At 39.8% G+C, this 18,003-nt stretch carries 19 protein-coding genes, 1 pseudogene and 1 riboswitch; of the genes and pseudogenes, 14 read left to right on the top strand and 6 right to left on the bottom strand.

Features of this window, described 5'->3' with window-relative positions:
- Positions 1-94 precede the first annotated feature (94 nt).
- From NSQ76_RS10700 to pbuX, 3 genes are all read left to right on the top strand, one after another.
- A complete protein-coding gene (locus tag NSQ76_RS10700) occupies positions 95-1,600 on the top strand; it encodes a carboxypeptidase M32 (RefSeq protein ID WP_025093083.1) in 1,506 nt (501 codons plus the stop codon).
- A 136-nt stretch (positions 1,601-1,736) separates the two neighbouring features.
- Positions 1,737-1,836: riboswitch (purine riboswitch) on the top strand.
- Between the two features lie 117 nt (positions 1,837-1,953).
- Positions 1,954-2,538, top strand: a complete 585-nt coding sequence (gene xpt / locus NSQ76_RS10695; RefSeq protein ID WP_025093084.1) for a xanthine phosphoribosyltransferase — start codon at positions 1,954-1,956, stop codon at positions 2,536-2,538.
- The gene (gene pbuX / locus NSQ76_RS10690; protein WP_034623494.1) at positions 2,535-3,854 is read left to right on the top strand and encodes a xanthine permease PbuX; all 1,320 of its coding nucleotides are present in this window, start codon (positions 2,535-2,537) and stop codon (positions 3,852-3,854) included. Before xpt ends, pbuX begins: the two co-directional genes overlap by 4 nt.
- Before the next feature lie 189 nt (positions 3,855-4,043).
- Here the strand turns inward: pbuX and NSQ76_RS10685 are convergent, their stop codons facing one another.
- Complete coding sequence (locus tag NSQ76_RS10685) at positions 4,044-4,901, bottom strand: polysaccharide deacetylase family protein (RefSeq protein WP_025093086.1); 858 nt, start codon at positions 4,899-4,901, stop codon at positions 4,044-4,046.
- Between the two features lie 267 nt (positions 4,902-5,168).
- On the opposite strand from NSQ76_RS10685, the pseudogene NSQ76_RS10680 reads away from it, so the two are divergent.
- The 7 genes and pseudogenes from NSQ76_RS10680 to NSQ76_RS10650 all read left to right on the top strand — a co-directional run.
- Positions 5,169-5,562 (top strand): annotated as a pseudogene (locus tag NSQ76_RS10680) (hypothetical protein); the annotation flags it as partial.
- Between the two features lie 324 nt (positions 5,563-5,886).
- On the top strand, positions 5,887-6,987 hold the full coding sequence (locus NSQ76_RS10675; RefSeq protein ID WP_034623497.1) for a type III polyketide synthase: 1,101 nt from the start codon (positions 5,887-5,889) through the stop codon (positions 6,985-6,987).
- Complete coding sequence (locus tag NSQ76_RS10670; protein ID WP_034623498.1) at positions 6,984-7,493, top strand: isoprenylcysteine carboxyl methyltransferase family protein; 510 nt, start codon at positions 6,984-6,986, stop codon at positions 7,491-7,493. Before NSQ76_RS10675 ends, NSQ76_RS10670 begins: the two co-directional genes overlap by 4 nt.
- Before the next feature lie 64 nt (positions 7,494-7,557).
- Positions 7,558-7,665, top strand: coding sequence for a Fur-regulated basic protein FbpC (fbpC, locus tag NSQ76_RS10665; protein WP_306299200.1), 108 nt, complete (start codon positions 7,558-7,560; stop codon positions 7,663-7,665).
- 133 nt (positions 7,666-7,798) lie between these two features.
- On the top strand, positions 7,799-11,395 hold the full coding sequence (locus NSQ76_RS10660) for a dynamin family protein (RefSeq protein ID WP_034623499.1): 3,597 nt from the start codon (positions 7,799-7,801) through the stop codon (positions 11,393-11,395).
- A 39-nt stretch (positions 11,396-11,434) separates the two neighbouring features.
- Positions 11,435-11,698 (top strand): YpbS family protein, encoded by a 264-nt coding sequence (locus NSQ76_RS10655; protein WP_034623519.1) that lies wholly within the window; start codon positions 11,435-11,437, stop codon positions 11,696-11,698.
- A 278-nt stretch (positions 11,699-11,976) separates the two neighbouring features.
- Positions 11,977-12,864, top strand: a complete 888-nt coding sequence (locus NSQ76_RS10650; RefSeq protein ID WP_025093092.1) for a 5'-3' exonuclease — start codon at positions 11,977-11,979, stop codon at positions 12,862-12,864.
- A 15-nt stretch (positions 12,865-12,879) separates the two neighbouring features.
- Here NSQ76_RS10650 and NSQ76_RS10645 read toward each other — a convergent pair whose 3' ends face one another.
- The 3 genes from NSQ76_RS10645 to NSQ76_RS10635 are packed head-to-tail and all read right to left on the bottom strand — an operon-like array spanning position 12,880 to position 14,134.
- Positions 12,880-13,005, bottom strand: a complete 126-nt coding sequence (locus NSQ76_RS10645) for a hypothetical protein (protein ID WP_003215584.1) — start codon at positions 13,003-13,005, stop codon at positions 12,880-12,882.
- A gap of 42 nt (positions 13,006-13,047) precedes the next feature.
- Positions 13,048-13,443, bottom strand: a complete 396-nt coding sequence (locus tag NSQ76_RS10640; protein ID WP_025093093.1) for a reverse transcriptase-like protein — start codon at positions 13,441-13,443, stop codon at positions 13,048-13,050.
- Between the two features lies 1 nt (position 13,444).
- On the bottom strand, positions 13,445-14,134 hold the full coding sequence (locus tag NSQ76_RS10635; protein WP_034623501.1) for a queuosine precursor transporter: 690 nt from the start codon (positions 14,132-14,134) through the stop codon (positions 13,445-13,447).
- 94 nt (positions 14,135-14,228) lie between these two features.
- Here NSQ76_RS10635 and NSQ76_RS10630 point away from each other — a divergent pair, with 94 nt between their 5' ends.
- The 3 genes from NSQ76_RS10630 to NSQ76_RS10620 all read left to right on the top strand — a co-directional run bounded on the left by NSQ76_RS10630 (position 14,229) and on the right by NSQ76_RS10620 (position 15,439).
- Positions 14,229-14,900: a ribonuclease H family protein gene (locus NSQ76_RS10630; protein WP_024422749.1), complete on the top strand. Its 672-nt coding sequence runs from the start codon at positions 14,229-14,231 to the stop codon at positions 14,898-14,900.
- 1 nt (position 14,901) lies between these two features.
- On the top strand, positions 14,902-15,084 hold the full coding sequence (locus NSQ76_RS10625) for a zinc-finger domain-containing protein (protein WP_024422748.1): 183 nt from the start codon (positions 14,902-14,904) through the stop codon (positions 15,082-15,084).
- Between the two features lie 172 nt (positions 15,085-15,256).
- Positions 15,257-15,439 (top strand): hypothetical protein, encoded by a 183-nt coding sequence (locus NSQ76_RS10620; RefSeq protein ID WP_008346368.1) that lies wholly within the window; start codon positions 15,257-15,259, stop codon positions 15,437-15,439.
- A 51-nt stretch (positions 15,440-15,490) separates the two neighbouring features.
- On the opposite strand, the gene cspD is transcribed toward NSQ76_RS10620, so the two are convergent.
- Complete coding sequence (cspD, locus tag NSQ76_RS10615; protein WP_024422747.1) at positions 15,491-15,691, bottom strand: cold-shock protein CspD; 201 nt, start codon at positions 15,689-15,691, stop codon at positions 15,491-15,493.
- A gap of 262 nt (positions 15,692-15,953) precedes the next feature.
- Here cspD and NSQ76_RS10610 point away from each other — a divergent pair, with 262 nt between their 5' ends.
- On the top strand, positions 15,954-16,655 hold the full coding sequence (locus NSQ76_RS10610) for an AIM24 family protein (RefSeq protein ID WP_034623503.1): 702 nt from the start codon (positions 15,954-15,956) through the stop codon (positions 16,653-16,655).
- A gap of 32 nt (positions 16,656-16,687) precedes the next feature.
- Here NSQ76_RS10610 and NSQ76_RS10605 read toward each other — a convergent pair whose 3' ends face one another.
- Positions 16,688-17,839, bottom strand: coding sequence for a diglucosyl diacylglycerol synthase (locus tag NSQ76_RS10605; protein ID WP_024422744.1), 1,152 nt, complete (start codon positions 17,837-17,839; stop codon positions 16,688-16,690).
- Positions 17,840-18,003 lie beyond the last annotated feature (164 nt).

Raw genomic sequence — 18,003 nt, 5'->3', positions numbered from 1 at the left:
CACGGTGTATCCTCCTTTTTCATTGACAAAAGAACATTCATTGAAGTAGCCTTGAAACGTACATACATATTTTATTGATTGGGGGAACAAACGCATGAGTCTTGAAGCAACTGAGAAAGCGTTTTATCAATTACTAGGGAAAATCGCCCATTATACAGAGGCGCTCCATTTACTTTATTGGGACTCTAGAACACAAGCACCTAAAAAAAGTGCGGATTTTAGAGCTGAAACGATTGGTCAATTATCAAGTGATATTTTTAATATGAAGACTTCTGATGAAATGAGAGATCTTCTTCTCGCATTAAACAAACATCGAGATGAGCTGTCAAAAGATACACAGAAGGCGCTCGAATTATCACAAAAAGAGTATGATGAAAACAGTAAAATTCCGAAAGAAGAATTTAAAGAATACTCGATTTTGCAATCAAAAGCGGAGCATGTATGGGTAGAAGCAAGGGAGAAATCAGACTTTTCACTCTTTGCACCATACTTAAAACAGCTTATTGACTTTAACAAGCGTTTCATCCAATATTGGGGCGTGAAAAAAACGCCTTATGATGTGCTGCTCAATAACTATGAGCCAGATATGACGGTTGAACAGCTTGATCAAAAATTTGGTGCACTTCGTGACGCTATTGTTCCTCTTGTGAAAAAAATCGAAGCCTCACCTAATAAGCCGGATACTTCATTTTTATCGAAAAGCTTCCCAATCGATAAACAAAAGGAATTGAGTCTCTTTTTCTTAAAAGAACTAGGATATGACTTTGACGCAGGCCGCCTTGATACAACAGTCCATCCATTTGCTGTAACGTTAAGCAGAGGTGACGTACGTGTGACGACCCGTTATGATGAGCATGATTTTCGAATGGCGATCTTTGGCACGATTCATGAATGTGGTCATGCGATTTATGAGCAAAACATTGATGAAGCACTAAGCGGAACACTTTTATGTGATGGGACTTCGATGGGTATCCATGAATCACAGTCTCTTTTCTTTGAGAACTTTATTGGCAGACACGAAGATTTCTGGAAAACGTATTATCAAAAGCTGCAAGAAGCTTCTCCTGAGCAATTTAAAGATGTTTCTTTAGAAGACTTTGTGCATGCAGTGAATGAATCGAAGCCGACTTACATTCGAATTGAAGCTGATGAACTGACATATCCGCTTCACATTATCATCCGCTATGAAATTGAGAAAGCGATTTTCAATGAAGAAGTAGCAGTTGAAGATCTGCCTGCACTTTGGAATGAAAAATATCAAGCGTATCTTGGTATTACGCCTCCTAATGATGCACTCGGTATCTTGCAGGATGTTCACTGGTCTGATGGAAGCTTTGGCTATTTCCCTTCATATGCCCTTGGTTATATGTATGCAGCACAATTAAAGCAGCAAATGATCAAAGATTTACCAAATTTTGATGAGCTCATTCAAACTGGGTCTTTTGCACCGATAAAAGAATGGCTGACGGAACATGTTCACCAGCATGGAAAACGGAAAAAGCCATCTGAAATCATTCAAGATGCAACAGGCGAAGAATTAAATGTACAATATTTAATCGACTACTTAACAGATAAATATACGAAACTGTATTTATCATAAAAGAAGGGCACCCTTTCATGACAGGGGTGCTTTTTTGATGCTTGAATATTCTAAAAACGAACATTTTGTTCTGATCTATTATTTAAGTTCGGTATTTTTCTAGAAAAGTGCTTTCCAAGCGTCTGAAATCTTGTTATAATTTGAACACTATAACACTCATATAATCGCGTGATGATGGCACGCAAGTTTCTACCGGACACCGATACGGTCCGACTATGAGTGAGCAAAATGAAACAGCTCTTGTTTGAGCTGAAGATCCGTTGATCGTTTTCGCATTGCTTGCTCCTCATGGACAGCAATGCTTTTTTTATGCCAAAAATTGAATGTTTGCCAATATGCTAGGGGGAAGAATGATGGAATTGTTACGTCAAAAAATTGAGAACGAAGGAATCGTTCTGTCAAATCAAGTGTTAAAGGTAGATGCTTTTTTAAATCATCAAATTGATCCTGTGTTAATGCATGAGATCGGGCAAGAGTTTGCTAGATTATTTAAGCATGATGGCATTACAAAAATCATCACAATTGAATCTTCTGGCATCGCACCTGCTGTGATGGCTGGGCTTGCTCTTCAAGTACCTGTTGTGTTTGCAAGAAAACGTCAATCACTCACATTAACGGATAACCTATTAACAGCCAGTGTGTACTCTTTTACAAAAAAAGTAGAAAGCACGATTGCTGTCTCAAATACGCATCTTAATGAAAATGATTGTGTGTTAATCATCGACGACTTTTTAGCGAATGGTGAAGCTGCGAAAGGACTGGCTGCGATTGCAAAGCAGGCGAAGGCGAAAGTAGCCGGATTTGGCATTGTCATTGAAAAATCATTCCAGCCTGGAAGAAATGCGCTTGTGCAAATGGGCTACCGCGTTGAGTCGCTCGCACGTATTGAATCACTTGAGGAAGGGAAAGTCACGTTTGTACGGGAGGTACAATCATGAGTGCCGCTAAAAAAGTCAAAACGCTCTCACTGGGTATTCAGCATGTGCTGGCGATGTATGCCGGTGCTGTTCTTGTACCGCTCATTGTTGGAGATGCGCTCGGGCTCACGCCTGCACAGCTGACTTACTTAATCTCGGCGGATATTTTCATGTGCGGGGCTGCCACATTGCTTCAAGTATGGAAAAACCGCTTCTTTGGGATCGGTCTGCCTGTTGTATTAGGCTGTACATTTACTGCGGTTTCGCCTATGATTGCGATTGGCTCTAAGTATGGAATTTCGTCTATCTATGGAAGTATTATCGCTTCTGGATGTATTATCATTCTTCTTTCATTTTTCTTTGGGAAGCTTGTGAAATTTTTCCCGCCTGTTGTAACAGGCTCTGTCGTCACCATTATTGGTATCACCCTCATTCCTGTAGCAATGAACAATATGGCAGGAGGAGAAGGAAGTGCAGACTATGGTTCTTTTGAAAATCTAGGACTCGCTTTCCTTGTACTGTTTATCATTGTACTGCTCTATCGATTCACGAAAGGATTTATGAAGGCGATCGCCATTTTAATCGGTATTCTTCTTGGGACAGCAGTTGCTGCGTTTATGGGGAAAGTGGAAACAGCTGAGGTGGCAAACGCTCAGGTTTTCCGTATGATTGAGCCATTTTATTTTGGGATGCCGACCTTTGAATTTGCACCAATCATGACCATGACGTTAGTTGCGATTGTGTCATTAGTTGAATCAACAGGCGTTTATTTCGCATTAGGTGATTTAACAAACCGGTCATTAAAAGAGAAGGATTTGGCTAAAGGCTATCGGGCAGAGGGGATTGCTGTGTTATTAGGCGGAATCTTTAATGCTTTTCCGTATACAGCCTACTCGCAAAATGTTGGATTGATCCAGTTAACAGGCGTTAAGAAAAACCAAGTCATTGTCGTCACAGGGGCATTGCTCATGTTATTTGGTCTTTTTCCTAAAATCGCTGCCTTTACGACGATTATTCCAAAATCAGTTCTTGGCGGTGCAATGGTTGCCATGTTTGGCATGGTCATTGCATACGGTATTAAAATGCTCTCGCGCGTGGACTTTGCAAAGCAGGAGAACTTACTGATCGTCGCTTGCTCCGTGGGAATCGGCTTAGGAGTTACTGTCGTACCGCAAATGTTTGAGCATCTGCCAGATTCGATTAAATTATTAACAAGTAACGGCATTGTGGCCGGAAGCTTTACCGCTATTTTGCTTCATATTATTTATCACATGATTCCTTTTAAAAAAGAAGCCGGGCATGACCTGGCAGAAGAGCCTAAGCAATCTGTTATGTAAACCCCTCTCTTGGAGAAGGGTTCAGATGATGGACAAAGAGCTAAAATGACCTTTTATTTTAGCTCTTTGTCTTCTTTTTAGCTTGATAAAAAACCTTTGAAGTCCTAGGATCCTAGAAAGGAGCGTGTGAGGGTTTGTCTACAAGCTGAAAGCCCGCATCTCTTGGATACGGGCTTTTTGTGATTAGCACTATTCATGTTGTACCGGCGGCATTGTTTCGTTAATGACTGCAAATGTATAGCCCCTTGCTTTTAGCTGTGTAATCAGGCTGTCTAAATAGTTTGTGGTAGAGGGTTGATCATGCATTAATATAACTTTTGGTTCCCATGGTTTATTTTTCTCAAACATTTGCAATTGATTCAATACCTCTGGAACATATTGTGAGTTTTTATATCTCCAGTCAAGGCTATCAATCGTCCAGTCCCAGTAAATAAAGCCATTTTGGTTTAAACGTACTTTTTGATGATATGTTAAATTTGGAACACTGCCAAAGGGGGTTCTTACAAGACGGCTGTAGACGCCTGTAACAGAGGCAAGAATACGCTGAGCTTCTCTCATTTCATTTGCGGGAGACTCGCTGTTCTGATAAAAGAGGTTTATATCATGCGTCATGCCATGAAGACCTAATTGATGTCCTTCTTGATAAAGTCTTTTCACAGTTGATTGGTGTGCTTGGATTTGCGGTCCAAGCATGAAGAACGTCGCCTTCACGTGATGTGCTTTTAATACATTTAACAGCTGATTTGATGTAGCAGAAGGACCATCATCAAATGTTAAAAAGACCGTTTTATTCGTTGCCTGTTGGTTTGGATTGGTCTTAAAATGTGTATCCAATGTTCTTGTAGACTGATCTTTTGCTTTCAGACTGATGCTTGTGTCACGGAAGTCACTGCTGGCAACATTTTTTGCTTGCCCATTTGTCGCCTGCAAATGGGGTTTAGACATATCCCAGATAAAAAAGAGAAACAGTGTAAGAAGCACTAAACCAATTACCTTTGAGAGAAGTATCGTGTTGTAGGGTGTCTTTTTTTGGGAAACCTTTTTCATTACAATCACTCCAGTCAATTAAATTTAGAGCCGAACCATGTTGTAGATCCTTTCTTTTTTCACTGTTTTTCTTGGTACTCATATTGATTAAGTATATAGTGGAAAAAATCCTTTTTATATGGTTGTTACTTTGTGTTGATCAGCAAAAAAAGGTGATCCATTCATGTTTAAATAAAATCATTCCGAATAATGATCGAAACGTTAATATTTATACGCTAAGATAGCAGCAGATTTGACCATTAATTCGAAGCGAAAGGAAGATTCCTTATGAAAGTGTTGTATAATGACGATTTCATTGAAAAAAGGGTGCTCATGTGGAAAGTGGAGACAGAGGCGATTAATCTCAAAAATCATAGAGAAAAGTTCTTACCACTACAAAATAAAGAAGAAACAAAAGAAATCAAAGTCAGTACAACTGAATCAGAGCTAACTTTTTATAGATCAAGAGATAAACCTGTCAAGCCTTACATTCGTCCGAGAATAGCAGCAGATTATTTTAAAAAGAATGAATGCGTGTATGGACGCAAATTGTGCCCATATCGGCAAATTCTCTCTTACCGTACAACGGACTAGAGAAGGATTTAAACAATATGTGTCCGGTTCAGAGGTTTGTAAAACTTGTTCTTTTCTAGATAACTGTACACAAAGTCAAAATCATACATGGAAAACACTATGTCCAGCGTAAACCCTTTATAATTATAGTGAAAACCCCACTTTTATTTAAAGTAAAGGGGAGGGTTCTACGGTCTGAACACTTCTCTTTTAGAAGTGTTTTTTTGCATAAAAAAGCAGGTTCGCTTGGCTTAGAACGAACCTGTGAAGGAGGAAAACTACATCATGTTTTCACCTATATTATCCAATATTTATCAATTGTCGTCAAGACAAAAAGTTAGCCGGAGGAAAATATTTTGACTGAATTGTGACGTTTTGGTATGTATATCCTTTTTTCGATAGGGGATATTAATCGAAAAAAGAGGTGAAGCCGATGGCGTACATTCTTTCTGTTGGAACGAGTCTGCCAAAACATCATGTGGATCAGAAAAAGGCGGCTGATTTTGCTAGATCCCAATTTAAACGATCGTTTAAAGATATCGACCGGCTGCTCAGAGCTTTTCAAAACGGAGAAATCGAGAGCAGACAGTTTGTGCAGCCAATTGAATGGTATCAGACGCACCACTCTTTTGAGGAGAAAAACAATCTCTATTTGGAAAAAGCATTGGCTCATGCAAAAGAAGCGGTCATACACTGTCTCCATGAGAAGGCGTTCCTGAAAAAACCGATTCCGTTTGATGAGATCGATGCATTGTTTTTTATTTCAAGCACCGGACTTTCGACACCAAGTCTTGATGCAAAACTGATGAATGTTCTTCCTTTTTCGCCTTATACGAAACGAGTACCGATCTGGGGATTAGGGTGCGGGGGCGGAGCGGCAGGGTTGTCCCGGGCTTACGAATACATAAGGGCATTTCCAGAAGCAAAGGTTCTGGTTGTCGCCTGTGAACTGTGCAGTTTAACTTTCCAGCCGCAAGATCAATCAAAAAGCAATTTAATCGGGACATCTTTGTTCGGAGACGGGACAGCCGCGGTACTCTTAACTGGAGAAAAAGGTGTATCAGAATATACCCATCTCAAAACAGTCCCTAAAGTGATTGGTACACAATCCGTCACAATGAAAGAGTCTGAGGATGTGATGGGCTGGGAATTTACAAGTGACGGCTTTCGGGTTATTTTCTCCCGTGACATTCCTTCCATTATTTCCGGCTGGTTAAAAGAGCAGGTTGATCAATTTTTAGAGCAGCAAGGGTATTCGGCAGAAGATCTATCAGTTTTTCTTGCTCATCCTGGAGGAAAAAAAGTGATTGACGCCTATATTGAAAGTCTATCCTTACAAGAGGATCAACTTTTTTCATCAAAAGAGGTGCTTAAACAACACGGAAATATGTCCTCTGCCACAGTTTTGTATGTGATCAAACATTATCTTGAACATCAATCTGCTGAAGCGGGAGATATGGGTCTTTGCGGAGCGCTTGGTCCGGGCTTTTCCTCAGAGCTGCTGCTCATGAAATGGGAGGAGGTCTTATCATGATCATTTGGCTCGTCATTGGTTTCTTCGTTTGTCAGCGGCTTATTGAAATGCTTGTGGCTAAAAGAAATGAAAAGAAAGTAAAAGCGATCGGTGCCATTGAATTTGGTGCTAGTCATTATCCTTATATGGTCGCTATGCATGCGGGCTTTTTTCTCTCACTTATGGTTGAGGTATGGGGGTTAAATAGGCCGCCGTCGCGCTATTTTCTTGTGCTTCTCGTTTTCCTGCTGGCCACACAGGTGATTCGATACTGGGCATTATGTTCTCTTGGGACGTATTGGAATACAAAGATTTTAGTTGTACCAAATGCGATGATGGTGAAAAAAGGACCTTATCGCTGGTTAAAGCATCCTAACTATGTAGTGGTGGCGATTGAACTTATGCTGATCCCGCTTTTGTTTAATGCTTATTTTACCGCCATTTTGTTCACATGTTTAAATGCATGGATGATGGCTGTGAGAATTCAAACAGAAGAGAAAGCGCTCAATCAGTATTTGTTAAATTAATATTGAAAATCATTATCAATTGTGATACACTTTCATTAATGATAAGCATTCTCAATCACGAAGGATGGACGGTGATCACATGACAATGGTTTTCTTACTCGGTACGGTCTGTGTATACAGCCTATTAATTGGCTTCGTATTAAAAGGTGTTTCTAAAAAATCTGCTTCCTGATCGCAGTCAATTGCGACTGATCGGGCAGCAGATTTTTTTTATTTCCTCAGATCAGAAGAAAAATCTCTTCATTTTGTGTAAAATGGTATCACATACATAACTGACTTTTCTAAAAACAAAGGGGTTTATCGTCATGGAAGACTTGTCTATTCGAGATTCGCTCGTTCAAACTACAGGTGCTTTATATCAAAGCCTTCTCAAAAGGGATGATCATGAACGCGCAGCCAAACTTGCATCGATTATCAAAAAGGAAGCAGAAGAAGAAGTGTATATCGCATTTACCGGCCACTATTCAGCTGGAAAGTCATCACTTGTGAATCATCTGCTTCATGATCACATCCTGCCAACGAGTCCAATTCCAACAAGTGCAAACTTGGTCGTCGTGAGGAAAGGGGAGAGTGAAGTAAAGCTTCACACCTCAGATGGCCGTTTTGCAAAAATGAGCGGTTCTTATGATAAAGAAGCAGTTCAGCGTTTTTGTAAGGATGGAGAACAGATTGAAATGGTGGAAATTAGCGGGGACTATAGAGGACTGGAAGAAAAGGTGGCAGTGATTGATACACCCGGAATTGATTCAACGGATCATGCTCACTTTTTATCTGCTGCGTCTATTCTTCATCAAGCAGATGCTCTTTTTTATGTCGTTCATTACAACCATGTTCATTCGGAGGAAAACATTCGTTTCATTCGCTCCATTAAAGAGAAAGTGCCAAATCTTTATTTCATCGTAAATCAAGTCGATCGACATGATGAGCATGAGACAGCGTTTGAAGACTACAAAAATCAAGTAGTTGATATGCTTCAAAAAGAAGGCATTGAAGAAGAACACCTATACTTTACATCTGTAACCGATGAGGCGCATCCAAGAAACGAAATGATTCGTTTAATCGAGAAACTGCAAGAATTACAAACATTGCCGAAAGCATCGCTTCGCGCCTATACCGAGCAGAAAATAGAGCACGTTTTAAAAGAACATATCGACTCATTAAAAGAAGAGCTGCAGGAAGAGGGTCTTGATTTACAGCTTCAAGAAAAAAGAAAAGAAGTGAAGGAACTTGAAGCGAAAAGCAGCTTCATTGAAAATGGAGCAAAACAGTTAGAAGAAGAAGTGTCTTCTGAAGTCGAGAACATTTTAAAAAATGCAAATCTAACCCCATTTAAAATGAGGGAGCTCGCAAGTGATTATATTGAATCGAAAGCACCTGGCTTTAAGGTAGGACTGCTGTTCGCGAAAAATAAAACCGAGCAGGAAAAAGAAAAGCGGGCGAACGAGTTCTTAGCAGATGTCAAAGCAAGAATGAAAGCAGAAGTAGACTGGCATATTTCTGAACTTCTAAAAAAAGAAGTCAAGAAGCATCAGCTTGGTGAAGAATTATTAAATCAAGTGATGGCGTTTGAAACGCCTGTAGAAGAATCACTGCTTGAAAACGTGATCCATCACGGTGCGACATTTTCAAATGAATACGTTTTGCAATATGCAAAAGATGCTGGTGAAGCACTGAAAAGACAGACGAAACAGAAAGCAATACCATTGATTGAACAAATGACCGAGATGCTGAAAACCCAGCTCCTGAATGAAAAGGGAAAGCAGCAAGATAAATGGGCCCAGGCAGCACAGGAGCTCCAAGCGCTGGAGCAATGCATGGAAAAAAATGATCAAATCAGAAAAGATATTGAGCATGTATGGGATATATGGCAAAACGGAACAAATGAGCAGATCGAAGAAGATTGGTTTTATGTGAAAAAACACCGGATGCAGCATGACGAGCTAAATCAGAATCAAGCACCAACTCATACGGAAGAAAGCGAAAAAGAAAATCAGCAGCAGATAAAGCTTGATCAAATGCGACAATCACAGCATATCTCGACAGCGCAGTCGATTGACCAGTTTGAGCAGCTTTCTCAAATTTTAATGCCATTAAACGCGCTGCAATCTCAAAGAAAGTCCTTTGAAAAACGAACAAAGCGGCTGCAAGCGAAGGAATTTACACTCGCCTTATTCGGTGCTTTTAGTTCGGGGAAATCTTCGTTTGCCAATGCCCTTGTTGGGAGAAAGGTGCTGCCATCATCTCCTACACCAACGACGGCCACGATCAATAAGCTGACCCGGCCGACAGAAGACCATCCGCATGAAAGTGTGAAAGTGGTGTTTAAAACCGAGCAGGAAATATTAGAAGAGCTCGATCAAATTCTCGGTTATTCTATAACAGAAGAAAAGGGAGATACGTTTCAAGCGAAACTCGAGCGAACGCTGAAAAAAAGAGAGCTTGAACAGGATCACCGCATCATTGTTGACCATTTTTTAAACGCTCATGAAAAGTTCCGTGATTCCATTCAAAAACAAACACCGCTCAATGTCACCCTGCAAGAATTAAAGCCATATGTGGCAGAAGAGGCTGTTTCTTGTGTGGTGAAGGAAGTGACGGTCTATTTAAGTACACCTTTAACAGATAAAGGACTGACGATTGTTGATACACCAGGCGCCAGCAGTATGAATAAACGTCACACAGAGATTGCCTTTCAATATATGAAGGATGCTGATGCCCTTCTTTATTTAACTTACTACCAGCATTCTTTCTCAAAAGCAGACCGGTCATTTTTACGTAAACTCGGGCTTGTAAAAGATTCATTTAGCATGGATAAAATGTTTTTTATTATCAATGCAGCTGACCTCGCAAAGGATCAAACAGAGCTTGAAACCGTCTTTGACTATGTGAAAAATGAGCTCACAAAAGAAGGCATCCGGCATCCAAACCTTCATCACGTATCCAGCAAGGAAGAGATCGAAGGAAAGGGACAGTCGCCTTATAACCAGTATGCACAGCTTAGAACACAGCTTGACTATTTTATTGAGGAAGAATTAACAAAAGATGCGATTGAGCTGCTGTATTTTGAAGCGAGTACATTATGTAGAACAGTCGACAAGCTGCATGAGACGCTGCATCAGTCGGAAGATGAAAAGCAAGCAGAAAAGAAAAAGATAAACACATCCTATGAAGCGATCGTTGATCAAATGAGCCATATTAAACGATCTAAGCTAGTAACAGAAAGTGTGAAAAAGGACTTGCACGAACAGCTTTACCACATTGTTCAGCGCTTGTCACTTTATGCAAATGATCTGTTAAAGACAGCCTTTTATCCTGGAATATCTCAAGGGGACTTCAGACAGGAGTTGAAAAAAGCACTTGAACAGGCGCTGAAGGATTATGAATTTGAATTTGTACAGGAGATAAAAACGCTTGATATTCGAATGGAATCGTTTATCACTCAATATTTCAAAGAGGAGTGGGAGAAAGGGTTACAGGCCGCGTGTGCAGAAGATCCTTACTTTTCTCTCCGGCTGTCGCCGCCAGATGAGAAAAATGCCGAGCTAAAACAAATTGAAGTGGAAGCGGACCTGACGCCGTTTGAGCCGCTTCTAAAGAAGCAAAAATCAGCGAAAGCTTTCTTTGAACAGAACGGGAAGGCAGCGTTTATTGAAGCGATTCGAGATGTCCTTTTCCAATTAACGACGAAATGGGCAGATAAAGAAAAAGAAGAATTACAGAGCAGATACGATATGATGGTGAAGACCTTTACTGAAAGATATGAAACAGAAGCGCTTAAGCAGCTAAGTGAACAAAAACAAACATTTATCATGAGCTTAACGACAGATGCGAAAGAGCAGGCGATGATAGAACAAGTATACAAGCAAACAAATGAATGGAAGAACCAGTTGAAAACCATTTGAGTCATGATACACTATATAAAAAAGAAAGCAGTTGATAAAATGACGAGCGTACACGAAGAAATTTCCGCACATTCACAAAAACAGAATGCTCATATCAAATCGTTTCTTGCGCTTGAGCAGAAAAGAGAGCAGGCAATAGAGACTGCTGTTTTGAAGTGTGAGCAAAACGAACCATTTACAACTGACGAGATCAATGAAATTACCTCGAAGATGAATGAGCTTGCACGAGGCGGAATTGTTCCGCTGCGTAAGCATGTCACGATTGATATGGTCAGGGAGTATCTCGAACGAAAACAGAAGTAAAGAGTAACTTTCTCTTTTTGGGTCATCTTAACAAGTGAACCGAGAAAGGGGAATGATGATGGAAAAAAAGCAGCATGCAAAAAAGCAGGATGAGCGTCACCCTAAACAAAAAGAGATGCCGTCCTACGCAGAAGCAGAATCGAAAAAAATGCAATACGGTCAAAAGTAATCCCCTGGGTGCCACTTCTTTTCCAAAAGAAGAAGGCGCCTTTTTTATGTCGAATTCGATGTTCTATGATAGAATAGGAGTATTGTTTTGAAAAAGGGAGTTTATAAGAATGAATAAACACGTATTGCTTGTTGATGGCATGGCGCTTCTGTTCAGATCGTTTTATGCAACGGCTGTCCATCGAAATTTTATGATAAATGATCACGGCGTCCCGACGAATGGAGTAAATGGCTATTTGAAGCATTTATTAACCGCTGTTCAGACATTTGAGCCAACTCATATTGTTTGCTGCTGGGATATGGGAAGCCAAACATACCGAAATGAATTGTTTCAAGATTATAAAGCAAATCGAGGAGAGGCACCTGTCGAGCTCATTCCACAATTCGATTTAGCAAAAGAAGCGACAGAGGAACTAGGAATTGTAAACGTTGGTATAAAGGGCTTTGAGGCAGATGATTGTATCGGCACGCTGGCGGCACTCTATCAGAATGAAGCACGTGTGACTGTCCTAACTGGGGACAGAGATTTGCTGCAGATATTGAATGAACAAGTGACGGTTGCTCTAATGCAAAAAGGAATCGGGAACTATAAACATTATACAAAAGCCTTATTTGAAGAGGAAATGGGTATCTCTCCAAAGGCGCTGATCGATATGAAAGCACTTATGGGGGATTCAAGTGACAATTATCCAGGCGTCAAAGGAATCGGAGAAAAAACAGCATTAAAATTTATTCAAACATATCAAACCATTGACGGATTATTAGAAAATGTTCATGAACTAACGGCTGCCCAGCAAAAGAAAATGCAAGCAGGATTAGAAGATTTGAAGCTTTCTCGTCTATTGGCAGAGATCAAATGTGATGTCCCGCTGAGCTGTCCAATTGATGAGACGAAGGTGAACATCAATCAAGAACGGGCTGCTGCCATGCTGCGATACCATCAAATCAAAGGGATTGAACCAATGGTGAATCGATTAAGTAAAATAGAGATCAGCTAAGCCGATCTCTAAGGTTCATCTTTTTGTATTGCTTTTCTTCGCTCTATTTTCGAGCTGAGATAGTGGCTGCTTATCTTTTGTTTGCGCATCACCTTGAGGGGTTGTCCCATTTGTGACACGACCTTTATTTTCTTTATCCAATCAGTATCACCTCATACATTAGCATAACCGAAAAAAAGCGATTCATCCTTTAGAAAGGTGAATCGCTTTTCTAGCGAGCTGATCAGCTACTTGATTTTCCTTGCTTGGAATCCACTTAATGAAAAATAAATCAAACTGGCTTTGGAGCTCGATCATCTCTTTTATAAAATGCTGAAAGGCTGGATTTTTAGCAAATCCTGCATTGGCCGCACGGTCAACTACCTGTGAATCTGTTCGAAACGAAACGGATCGCAGTCCTTTTTCTACGCAGATTTTCATCCCTTCAATGAGAGCGGTAAATTCTGCTTCGTGATTGCTCATTGATCCAAGAGGAATCGAGAAAGATTCTGCCTTTCCATCATATTTAATGAAAACGCCGATGCCAGAAGGACCCGGATTACCTGCGCTAGCACCATCAATGTATATTTCAGCTGGCAATTTATTTCCCCCTTTCATCAAGTGGAACCATTCTTTTCGCTGCATACGCATATGGTGTCCCAATCGCGGCGACGATAAATTTAATCACATAAGTCGTGATGAAGATTTCGATCCATACATGAAATGGATAGGTGCCAAGAAAGGCAATGGTTGTGAAGATCAGTGTATCAAGCAGCTGGCTGATCATCGTACTTCCAGCGTTGCGCACCCAGAGCGCACCATCAGAAGGAAATATCCGGCGAATAAACGAATATACATAAACATCTAACATTTGACTGATGATATAAGCAGCAAGACTGCCAAGTGCGACCCTTGGCATAAAGCCAAATATGGTTTCCAGCGATGTTTGAGAAATGTCAGATGGAGCGGGATGGAAAAGTAAAGCCTCTTGCATGACAACGGTTAGCGTTAAAAGGGTGGCAAAGCCAATCCAGACAGCTTTTCTCGCTTCATTTTGTCCATATTTTTCATTCAATACGTCCGTTGCAAAGAATACACTGCCGTATAAAATGTTTCCAAGTGTTGCCGTTAAGCCAAACAATTCAACGGTTTTGACCACTTGTAAATTTGCAGCAACCGTCGCAAAGCCAATCCAGACGAAAAGGCCCATCTTGCCAAATCCTTTATAAAATAGAAGAACAATGATAAAATTAATGATCGCAAATAAGATCCAAATACCTTCATTAAACAAGTGACATGAACTTCCTTTCTCATTGTAAAATGTAACTTTTTGATTATAGCATAACGTATGTTTACCTTAAAAGCACGGGAAGGCGATGTGATCAATGAAATTAAGAGCACACTATACAATGAAAGTGAAATCGATTGGGTCCATTGCTTTTTTCCAAGAAGATTGGATGGAGCTAAAAGAGGCCTTGATTTTAGCCAAACATATCGATAAAAAAGAACCACAGTCCCTCCTATCATTTGAAGATGAAAAAGGGGCGATGTGGTCTATTAAAGAACTTGAAAAGCTAAATGAAGAACTAAAGCTTGAACCTGATCAGCTTCAGGTCTATTTTGATGCAAGTTTTCACAAAGAAACAGGCGACTCTGGCCTTGGGGTTGTCGTCTACTATAAGCTCGGAGAAGATGCTTATCGTTTGAGAAAAAATCAGCCCTTCAAAGGAATCACTAATAATGAAGCAGAGTATGCGGCTTTATTTGAGGCAGTCAAAGCATTAAAAGACCTTGGAGCAAGCAGAAATTCTGTCACGATTAGAGGCGATTCACTTGTTGTCATGAATCAATTAAAAGGAGAATGGCCTTGTTATGATGATATACATAACAAATGGCTCGACCGGATTGAATCGGCTTTAAAAGAGCTGAGGCTTACGCCAACTTATGAAGTCATCGATCGTAAACAAAATGCAGAAGCGGATCAGCTTGCAAGGCAGATGCTTGCAGACGTTCCAATTGAAAGTAAATTGAAATTAGAAGCAGACGGAGCTGAATAATGTGGATAAAAAAACAGCAGTACAAGAATTGACGGATCTCCAAGACACGTATTGTTCAGATTGTTTGATTAAGAAGCACTTCCGAAAGGAATATGGCAAAAAATACGCCCATTCCTTTTGTATTCAGCAATGCACAGTAGGAGAGAAAATAAAAGAATACGGACAGACGCTGCTTAAAAAGTAAGCCGCTGCCGCCCCGGTTTTCCCTGCTCAAACATCCGCTCATGAAAAAAAACGGATAGAATGTGTAAAAAAAGAACATATTCTGAAAAATGAGCCGATATAACTATAGAAAGTTTTGGTTGAGTTACTTTTTGACTAAGTGACGGATAATAGAGGAAAAGGGGAAGGCCGGCATGGATAATAAGGATTTCGAAACGGTATTACATCGAACATTTCAAGAGGTATACAGCGATCTAGAGCAGCTAGTAGATGTAGCAAAGAAGGGAAGACCTTTTCTCGAAAAAGATATTTCTGAAATTGAACAACGACTGAAGCAAAATATTTTAGCCATTGAAATTCAGCTGAAAATCAAATAAGAGAGGCATAGGCCTCTCTTTATTTTGTCGTTTCATCATTGATTTAGTTGATTAAAGTTTTGTTACGTTTGCAGCTTGAGGTCCACGATTACCTTCAACAATTTCAAAAGAAACTTCTTGTCCTTCTTCTAAAGACTTGTAGCCGTCACCTTCGATAGCTGTGAAGTGAACGAATACATCGTCTCCGCCTTCAACTTCAATGAAGCCGAAACCTTTTTCATTATTGAACCATTTTACTTTACCGTTTTGCATATTGCTTTTTCCTCCTAGTACTGTAGCACACCTTTTGGCATACTAAAAAAAATTTTCATCACCTAACGACTTTGCAGTTGTTAAATGATGGTTCCACTATACACCATCAAAAGTAAAGCGTCAAGCAGGCGAGCCAAATTTTGAGCAGAATGTTTGATTTTTTTGTTTTTTTGGTGAATAACAATGAAATATAAAACGTTCTTTTCGGAACCTCACGTGCAGTTTGTCCGTATATAAAAAAAATACAGAAAGAGGTGCAATCATGAATCGTTATACACTTGAAGAATTTGTTCAGAATACGCAGCAAGAAGATAAAGGAGAAGGTGTCTTCGAACTTGAAACATCAAGACTTTTAGAAATTAATTTGACTGACACGATTTGGGCAAAAACGGGTTCTATGGTTTCCTATCGTGGGAAAATCAAATTTGAACGTGAAGGTGTTTTTGAGCACGGCGTCTCAAAAATGTTCAAAAAAATGCTCTCAGGAGAAGGCACCTCACTAATGAAGGCGACAGGTGATGGGAAATTATATGTGGCAGATCAAGGTAAAAAAATCTCGATTCTTCGTTTGGCTCAAGGAGAATCCATTTTTGTGAATGGAAACGATCTGCTCGCGTTTGAACCATCTGTCTGCTGGGATATCAAATTGATGAAAAAAGTGTCTGGCATGCTTGCAGGTGGATTATTTAATGTCAAATTAGAAGGGCCGGGCTTAGTAGCAATCACAAGTCATTATGAGCCGCTGACACTCATTGTTCAGCCAGGTGACTCTGTTTATACAGATCCGAATGCGACTGTTGCGTGGTCAGGGGATTTAAAAACTGAATTTGTGACAGATGTTTCATTTAAAACTTTTATTGGCAGGGGAAGCGGAGAGTCCATTCAAATGAAGTTTACCGGAAGCGGCTTTGTTGTCGTTCAGCCGTTTGAAGAAGTATACACAACAAATGGAAATCAAGGATGAAGAAAAGGTGTCCGTCATTGACGGACACCTTTTTATGATAATGCGCGAGCATAAGTTTTGTTATTCATGATGAGATCTGACTGCTCGACGATATCTTCCAGAATGGTTTGAGAAGATTGTTTTAAGTGCAGTTTTTTCATGTTTTGTTTCATTGTTTCTAATTTTTCTTCATCCTGAAGCAAGTTGGTCACAGATTCTAAAATGTCTTCATGTCTGTTAATGACAATGGCAGCGCCATAATCCTCAAAGAAAAGAGCATTTTCCTTTTCTTGACCAGGGACAGGCTTGTAAAGAATGACCGGGACACCGATTGCAGTTGCTTCTGTTAAAGTAATGCCGCCTGGTTTTGTAATCATACAATCTGTTACTCTGAACAATTCATCAATTTGTTCCACATATCCAAGCGCCTTCAATTGATCTGGGTGTGCTTGTTCAAGTACGCTAAGCGATTGTTTCAGCGCGGCGTTCTTTCCGCATACAACAACAATTTGTACTTCACTGTCGAGAAGCAGCGCCTCACATAATTCCTTCACATTTTTTAGTACACCGTGAGCACCGGCCATGATGAGAAGAACTTTTTTATCTGATGATAATCCATATTTCTTATAGATCATCGATTTTGGCACGTCTGCTTCAAACTGTGGTCTAATAGGAATACCTGTCACCTTGACATCGCTTGGATGTGTGCCGATTTCCACTAATTTTTGTTTCACATAATCGGTTGCAACATAGTATCGGTCGATGTTTTCATGTACCCAAATCTTATGGAGACAAAAATCTGTCATGACATTAAAAGTCGGAATCACTTTACCTGTTTTGTTTCGGTATTCTGGTACCACAATCATTGGGAATGTAATAATGATGATGTCCGGATTGTGTAACTGAATTAATTCATCGAGACGCTTATTTCCCATTTTTAAATAAATGTTAAATTTGCGTTTATTGTAAATTTTATCTACACCGTAATAAAACAAGCGATAAAATTGTTTCCCAATGGAAAAGCTCTTCAAGTATAAATATTGAGTCACTTCTGACACAATGGGATTCGATTCTTGATACAAATTAGAAACTACAACATGTTCAAACCCTTGGGATTTGCATTCATCATACAGTGTTTTTGCAACCTGCATATGTCCATTTCCATAATTTGCGGTCAAGATTAATATTTTTTTATTGGTATTCAAGAATATTCACCTCAAATGTAATCAACAACAACAAAACTTCGTACGAAAACTATTAATCTCATAGGTCTACATATACATAAAGATAACATATAAACAGTTAGAGCATATCATTCGTTACGAAAGAATTAAACTAATTTTAAAAAACAAACAGATTCAATTGATAA

Source organism: Bacillus sp. FSL M8-0256 (genome assembly GCF_038005765.1).
GTDB lineage: Bacteria > Bacillota > Bacilli > Bacillales > Bacillaceae > Bacillus > Bacillus safensis.
The sequence above is the reverse complement of the archived record's forward strand: the minus strand, read 5'-3'. Positions and strand labels throughout refer to the sequence as shown.

Excerpts from the sequence above, each read along its gene's own strand:
- NSQ76_RS10700 (WP_025093083.1), top strand. The coding sequence starts at position 95 with ATGAGTCTTGAAGCAACTGAGAAAGCGTTTTATCAATTACTAGGGAAA.
- xpt (WP_025093084.1), top strand. The coding sequence starts at position 1,954 with ATGGAATTGTTACGTCAAAAAATTGAGAACGAAGGAATCGTTCTGTCA.
- pbuX (WP_034623494.1), top strand. The coding sequence starts at position 2,535 with ATGAGTGCCGCTAAAAAAGTCAAAACGCTCTCACTGGGTATTCAGCAT.
- NSQ76_RS10685 (WP_025093086.1), bottom strand. The coding sequence starts at position 4,901 with ATGAAAAAGGTTTCCCAAAAAAAGACACCCTACAACACGATACTTCTC.
- NSQ76_RS10675 (WP_034623497.1), top strand. The coding sequence starts at position 5,887 with ATGGCGTACATTCTTTCTGTTGGAACGAGTCTGCCAAAACATCATGTG.
- NSQ76_RS10670 (WP_034623498.1), top strand. The coding sequence starts at position 6,984 with ATGATCATTTGGCTCGTCATTGGTTTCTTCGTTTGTCAGCGGCTTATT.
- fbpC (WP_306299200.1), top strand. The coding sequence starts at position 7,558 with ATGGACGGTGATCACATGACAATGGTTTTCTTACTCGGTACGGTCTGT.
- NSQ76_RS10660 (WP_034623499.1), top strand. The coding sequence starts at position 7,799 with ATGGAAGACTTGTCTATTCGAGATTCGCTCGTTCAAACTACAGGTGCT.
- NSQ76_RS10655 (WP_034623519.1), top strand. The coding sequence starts at position 11,435 with ATGACGAGCGTACACGAAGAAATTTCCGCACATTCACAAAAACAGAAT.
- NSQ76_RS10650 (WP_025093092.1), top strand. The coding sequence starts at position 11,977 with ATGAATAAACACGTATTGCTTGTTGATGGCATGGCGCTTCTGTTCAGA.
- NSQ76_RS10630 (WP_024422749.1), top strand. The coding sequence starts at position 14,229 with ATGAAATTAAGAGCACACTATACAATGAAAGTGAAATCGATTGGGTCC.
- NSQ76_RS10620 (WP_008346368.1), top strand. The coding sequence starts at position 15,257 with ATGGATAATAAGGATTTCGAAACGGTATTACATCGAACATTTCAAGAG.
- cspD (WP_024422747.1), bottom strand. The coding sequence starts at position 15,691 with ATGCAAAACGGTAAAGTAAAATGGTTCAATAATGAAAAAGGTTTCGGC.
- NSQ76_RS10610 (WP_034623503.1), top strand. The coding sequence starts at position 15,954 with ATGAATCGTTATACACTTGAAGAATTTGTTCAGAATACGCAGCAAGAA.